Origin of the sequence: Nocardia sp. BSTN01, assembly GCF_015354405.1 — a bacterium.
Lineage (GTDB): Bacteria > Actinomycetota > Actinomycetes > Mycobacteriales > Mycobacteriaceae > Nocardia.
In genome coordinates this window covers 1-4,858 of the sequence record NZ_JADKYP010000119.1, presented here as the reverse complement: position 1 = coordinate 4,858, position 4,858 = coordinate 1, and the positions used below count along the sequence as shown (strand labels likewise).

Sequence of the window (4,858 nt, the reverse complement as noted above, 5' to 3'; positions counted from 1 at the left end):
CTCGAGGTTGGTCTTCACCTTGTTCTCGTAACCGGCGTAGGAGTGGATGACGTACCAGTCACCGGGGGCGCGACGCAGCGCGGCCTTCATCTCGGCGACAGGGTCGGCGGGTTCCTCCGGTGCCGCGGGCTCCGCGGACGCGTCGGTGCCGGTCTCGTCGGCGTCGCCCTCGACTTCGCCGGAGGACGCCTCGGTACCGTCCGAGACGGTCGCCTCGTCGACGGCCGTCTCCGCCGCCTCGTCGTCGACCGGGAACTCGTCGGTTGTGCCGTTCTCCGGGGTGCTCACTGGGCACTCGCTTCCTGTGTCGTCACGTACATCCACTACGCCGGAGGTGAATCCGACGGATGGTTTCCGTCCTCGCTCGGCGGACGGCTGGCAGCGCCCATGGGTCGCTCCGTAGGCTCCGCTCCTGACGCACCGGTCAGCTAGCCGAACAGCCAGTTGACACCCTTGATGAACGCCAGGTCCAACCCGCTGATGAACGCGACCATGAAGATCACGAACACCAGGACAACGCTTGTATAGGTGACCATCTGCTTGCGGTTGGGCCAGATCACCTTGCGCAGTTCCGCGATGACTTCCCGCAGGAACTTCACCAGGCGCTTGAAGGGATTGCCCCGACCGCGTTCGGCGGTCTTCTTACCCGCCGACTTGGACGCCTTGCGCGATGCCGAATCCGAGCTGTCACCACGGTCGATCGTGGCGACGGAGCCGGTGTCCGAGGAGGATCCGGTGCGAGCCCGGCGAGTCGACCGCTTACCACTCGGCCGGCTGACCGCAGCGGTGTCTTCGTCATCGGCGGCATGCGCGCCGTGGCGAATGTCCCGCTCGTCGCTCACGTGAACCCTCTCTCGTCGCTGGCATCCAGTGCAGGGGCGACAGGACTTGAACCTGCAACCTGCGGTTTTGGAGACCGCTGCTCTGCCAATTGAGCTACGCCCCTTCGGCTGGAATCGCAATGTCATCCAGCACGGTGCTTATTCAGTTGTGCCAACCCGGGGCCACACAACACGCGCGCCGCTCCGCCGGTGTGCCGGCCCCGGCGGTCACCCGCCCGGAACCAGCCCCTCAGAGCAGCGCGCAGTGGCTGGCGACCCCAGAAATCCGAGTGTACGTTACCGCCCCGGCGGATAGCCAATCGGGCCGTCGGCCACCGCGAAGCGGCTTGCCGGCCCGCCGACCATCATGCCAGCTGCACCGTCGCGGTCGCACGCCCGAAGATTTTCCGGCCGCCGGATTTGGCGACGATCGCGATCACGGCGGTGCGGTTCTCCGGGTCCACCGACTTCACCTTGCCGGTGTATTCGACCTCGGCCGGGTGGTCGCCGGGCACGTAGACCGGGCTGGTGAAACGCACGTTGTATTCCTTCACCGCGCCCGGATCACCGAGCCAGGAGGTGACGAATCCGCCGCCCAGGCCCATGGTCAGCATGCCGTGCGCGACGACGTTGTCCAGGCCGGCGAGCGCGACGACCTCGTCGCTCCAGTGGATCGGGTTCGCGTCACCGGAGACGCCCGCGTAGTTCACCAGATCGCCGCGGGTGAGCCGGACGATGCGGGCCGGCAGTTCGTCGCCGACGGCCACGCTGTCGAACGAACGCGTGTGGCTGCTGACCGTGACCTCGGGAACCGTGGTCACCGGCACCGGGGGCGCCGTGATGGGCGGCTCGGCGGTCGGGCGGTCGGGCGCCTCCCCCATGCCGTGCATGAGGATGTTGCGGACGGCGTCGGCGATATTGGGATCGACGTCACCGCCGCTGCGGCCGACCAGGGTGGTGTACGTGGTGAGCACCAGTTCGTCGTTCTGCGCCGTGACGATGTTCTTGGTGACGATGATGTCGCCGCCGAAGGCCTGCCGGAACGAGTGCAGGTAGACGTCGCAGGTGAGCTGGTCGCCGACCCGGATCGGGCGGTGGAATTCCAGGATCTGGTCGGTCTGCATGATCTGGCTCAGGTCGTAACCCGTGACGACCTGTTCGAACAGCTTGCGCTGGGCCAGGATGCCGACCAGGGAGATGAACGTCACCGGTGCGAGCAGTCCGTCGTGTCCGTATTCGCGGGCGACGCTCTCGTCCCAGTGCGCGGGGTGATAGTCCTGCACCGCGCGTGCGTATTCGCGCACCTTCTCGCGGCCGACCTCGTAGTAGTCGTCGACGCGATAGTGGTGTCCGACCATGGCCGCGGCGTGGGCCGACGGGTCGAACGGTTCGGTGTCGGCGATCTGCGCGTCCACGGCATCGGTTCCGGTGTTGATTGTCACGGAGAGTTGAGTCCCTATCTGACTCCGCTACCGGGAGTCTGCGGAGCGTGAAACTACCGCAAGTACAGCAAATGCCGGAGCGGGTCGGGAAACCTGCTCCGGCATGAGGTGCTGCATGGGTCGACGCGGTCCACGGAAATCCGGGAAGGTCATCGACAGACCTCCCTGGATCCGGGCGCCGACTTCGCGCGCGGCAGCGTGCACGCGATGAGATCTAGCGAGATTCGCGGTGCGCCCGGTGGGTGCCGCAGTTCGGGCAGAACTTCTTCAGCTCCAGACGATCCGGGTCGTTGCGCCGGTTCTTCTTGGTGATGTAGTTGCGATGCTTGCACTGCTCGCAGGCCAAGGTGATCTTTGGCCGGACATCGGTGGACTTCGCGGCCACGATATGCCTTCTTTCGGGTCAACCTGACGGGGTATCAGTTTTGTAGCGATGGCCGGACTTGAACCGGCGACACAACGATTATGAGTCGTTTGCTCTACCGACTGAGCTACACCGCCATAAGGTCGGTTTGCGATGGCGCCCGGCCTCAGACATGCCGTCGGTCACCACCGGCAATCCGGCGAGCCCCCTAACGGAATCGAACCGTTGACCTTTTCCTTACCATGGAAACGCTCTGCCGACTGAGCTAAGGGGGCATGGCTCCATTCGCTCCGAACTCGAATCCTCGAACCCGGGGCGCTGAAGCCTTGAACGAGGTTACACACTCCCCCGCGAAGTTACCAAACCAGCAGGTCAGGGTAGTTGGCCTCCGCTCCGCTCCGGCGAGGTTTCGGCCCCCTGGACTTCGATTTTTCACTCCTCCGCTCAGTCGCTGCGCTCCCTCGCTCCAAAATCGAGGCGGGCCGAAACCCACCAGGGTGAACCATCTCGTCGAGGTTGCCTCGAACGGGGCTGGACAACCGACGCCGGAAACGCAACCGGCTGAAAGGGGGGCCGGGGGCAAAGCCCTCCCGGCGTGGGGTGTGGGGGCCGGGCCCCCACCAATCACCCTCGAACAAGAAGAGGGCCCTCCCCGATTAGGGAGGGCCCTGAGAGGGTGGCGGATGAAGGATTCGAACCTCCGAAGCTTGCGCGGCTGATTTACAGTCAGCTCCCTTTGGCCACTCGGGCAATCCGCCTTGTCGCACTGTTGCCAGCGCGCAGAGCAGAATACAACGACCAGGGCGCTCGGATGCAAACCGGCTGGCCAGCGGGGGTGCCGTGACCGATGCGGGGCGGCCGGGGTAGAAAGTTCCCTACCGGAGTTCCGGGTGAAATGTGAGCCGTCAGACAGGAGCGCAGCGTGGCCGATTCGTCATTCGATGTCGTCAGCAAGGTCGACCGGCAGGAGGTCGACAACGCCCTCAACCAGGCGGCCAAGGAGCTCAACACCCGCTACGACTTCCGCGGCACGGGTGCGAGCATCGACTGGTCGGGTGAGGAGAAGATCGTGCTGTCGGCCGAATCCGAGGAACGGGTGAAGGCCGCACTCGAGGTGTTCAAGGAGAAGCTGATTCGCCGCGACATCTCGCTCAAGGCGTTCGACGCGGGCGAGCCGGCCGCCTCGGGCAAGATCTACAAGATCACCGGCACCCTGGTGCAGGGCATCTCCCCGGAGAACGCGAAGAAGATCTCCAAGAAGATCCGCGACGAGGGCCCCAAGGGCGTGAAGGCGCAGATCCAGGGCGACGAACTGCGGGTCAGCGGTAAGAAGCGTGACGACCTGCAGGCCGTCATCGCGCTGCTGAAGGGTGCGGACCTCGACGTGGCCCTGCAGTTCGTCAACTACCGCTAGTAGCTGCGCGGCCCGCCTGCCATGTGCTCGAGGCGCTGGATGCGCTCGCCCATCGGCGGGTGAGTGGAGAACCAGCGCGCCATCTTGTCGCCGGCCCGGAAGGGGTTGGCGATCATCAGGTGCGACTGCGCGGTCAGCTGCGGCTCGGGCGGCAGCGGCGCGGCCTGGGTGCCGCGTTCGAGTTTGCGCAGCGCCGAGGCCAGGGCCAGCGGGTCGCCGGTGAGTTCGGCGCCGTCCTGATCGGCCTGGTATTCGCGGGAGCGGGAGACGGCGAGTTTGATCAGAGTGGCGGCGATCGGGCCGAGCAGGGAGACCAGCAGCACGCCGAGGATGTTCGGGCCTTCGCCGTCGCGGCTCCCACCGCCGAACATGCTCGCGAAGAAGGCCAGGTTGGCCAGGCCGGAGATGACCGCGGCCAGCGCGCCGGCGACCGAGGAGATCAGGATGTCGCGGTTGTAGACGTGCGACAGTTCGTGGCCCAGCACCGCCCGCAGTTCCCGTTCGTCGAGGATCTGCAGGATGCCGCTGGTACAGCACACCGCCGCGTGACGCGGGTTGCGACCGGTGGCGAACGCGTTGGGCGCGTTCGTCGGGCTGATGTACAGCCGCGGCATGGGCTGGCGCGCGGTGGTGGCCAGCTCACGCACGATCTTGTACATCACGGGCGCTTCGAGTTCGGATACCGGCTGCGCGTGCATGGCCCGCAGGGCCAGCTTGTCGCTGCTGAAATAGGCGTAGGCGTTCATGCCCACGGCCAGCAGGATGGCGATGATCAGAATCGTGGGGTTGCGGAACATCGCGCCTGCGAACACGATCA

At 65.8% G+C, this 4,858-nt stretch carries 5 protein-coding genes, 4 tRNA genes and 1 pseudogene; 1 reads left to right on the top strand and 9 read right to left on the bottom strand.

Going from position 1 to position 4,858, the window contains the following annotated elements:
- The 8 genes and pseudogenes from IRT45_RS35900 to IRT45_RS35865 all read right to left on the bottom strand — a co-directional run.
- Positions 1 to 288: pseudogene (locus IRT45_RS35900) on the bottom strand (transcription termination/antitermination protein NusG); the annotation flags it as partial.
- A gap of 140 nt (positions 289 to 428) precedes the next feature.
- A complete protein-coding gene (gene secE / locus IRT45_RS35895) occupies positions 429 to 842 on the bottom strand; it encodes a preprotein translocase subunit SecE (protein WP_194810200.1) in 414 nt (137 codons plus the stop codon).
- A 31-nt stretch (positions 843 to 873) separates the two neighbouring features.
- Positions 874 to 946, bottom strand: a tRNA-Trp gene (locus tag IRT45_RS35890).
- Positions 947 to 1,186: 240 nt separating this feature from the next.
- Positions 1,187 to 2,257, bottom strand: coding sequence for a fused (3R)-hydroxyacyl-ACP dehydratase subunits HadA/HadB (locus tag IRT45_RS35885; RefSeq protein ID WP_309241306.1), 1,071 nt, complete (start codon positions 2,255 to 2,257; stop codon positions 1,187 to 1,189).
- Between the two features lie 220 nt (positions 2,258 to 2,477).
- A complete protein-coding gene (gene rpmG / locus IRT45_RS35880; protein WP_011211653.1) occupies positions 2,478 to 2,648 on the bottom strand; it encodes a 50S ribosomal protein L33 in 171 nt (56 codons plus the stop codon).
- Positions 2,649 to 2,691: 43 nt separating this feature from the next.
- Positions 2,692 to 2,764, bottom strand: a tRNA-Met gene (locus IRT45_RS35875).
- Between the two features lie 65 nt (positions 2,765 to 2,829).
- Positions 2,830 to 2,902 (bottom strand) — tRNA-Thr (locus tag IRT45_RS35870).
- Positions 2,903 to 3,304: 402 nt separating this feature from the next.
- Positions 3,305 to 3,385: transfer RNA gene (locus IRT45_RS35865), tRNA-Tyr, on the bottom strand.
- Between the two features lie 164 nt (positions 3,386 to 3,549).
- On the opposite strand from IRT45_RS35865, the gene IRT45_RS35860 reads away from it, so the two are divergent.
- Positions 3,550 to 4,041, top strand: coding sequence for a YajQ family cyclic di-GMP-binding protein (locus IRT45_RS35860; RefSeq protein ID WP_194810199.1), 492 nt, complete (start codon positions 3,550 to 3,552; stop codon positions 4,039 to 4,041).
- Here the strand turns inward: IRT45_RS35860 and htpX are convergent.
- A complete protein-coding gene (gene htpX / locus IRT45_RS35855; RefSeq protein WP_309241305.1) occupies positions 4,038 to 4,856 on the bottom strand; it encodes a zinc metalloprotease HtpX in 819 nt (272 codons plus the stop codon). The two genes, IRT45_RS35860 and htpX, sit on opposite strands and share 4 nt — an antisense overlap.
- Positions 4,857 to 4,858: the final 2 nt, after the last annotated feature.